Annotated in this window: 1 protein-coding gene; it reads left to right on the top strand. The window is 36.5% G+C overall.

Annotated elements, in window-relative coordinates; translation table 11 throughout:
- Positions 1-166: 166 nt before the first annotated feature.
- Positions 167-457, top strand: a 291-nt coding sequence (locus CWB66_RS20865) for a YqhA family protein (RefSeq protein ID WP_171037558.1), incomplete at its 3' end; no start/stop codon positions are given.

Here is a 457-nt window from a genome sequence, read left to right as displayed (position 1 = left end):
GTCAAGAGCCCGCAGACTCCAACTACATTCCACCACCTAACCGCTGAAAATAGCTGCTCGAGATAGATTTATTATCCAGAGTTCAGGTTACATAGCTATATGTACATCTATTTGTGTTGAATTGCTATATAGGCTAAGGTCGCTTTTTTTATAAAAAGATGAATCAATGTCACTACACACACCAGATACAAAGCTGCGTCATACAAATAAAGTAGAGCACGCATTAGAATCCTTTATTTTTAAAGGGCGTTGGTTACTCGCGCCGTTTTTTGTCGGTTTATTATTTGCTGTTGTACTACTTTTGATAAAGTTTTTTAAACAGCTTTATTTAATGGGTCTAGCAACGTTTACATCTACTAACCAAGAGCTTCTCGTTGGTATTTTAACGCTAGTGGATACCGCGTTATTAGCTGGGTTACTTTTAATCATTATTTTTAGTGGTTACGAAAACTTTGTC

It is taken from the genome of Pseudoalteromonas sp. S558 (assembly GCF_005886635.1).
GTDB classification, from domain to species: Bacteria; Pseudomonadota; Gammaproteobacteria; order Enterobacterales; family Alteromonadaceae; genus Pseudoalteromonas; species Pseudoalteromonas aliena.
This window is presented reverse-complemented; position numbering and strand designations above follow the sequence as displayed.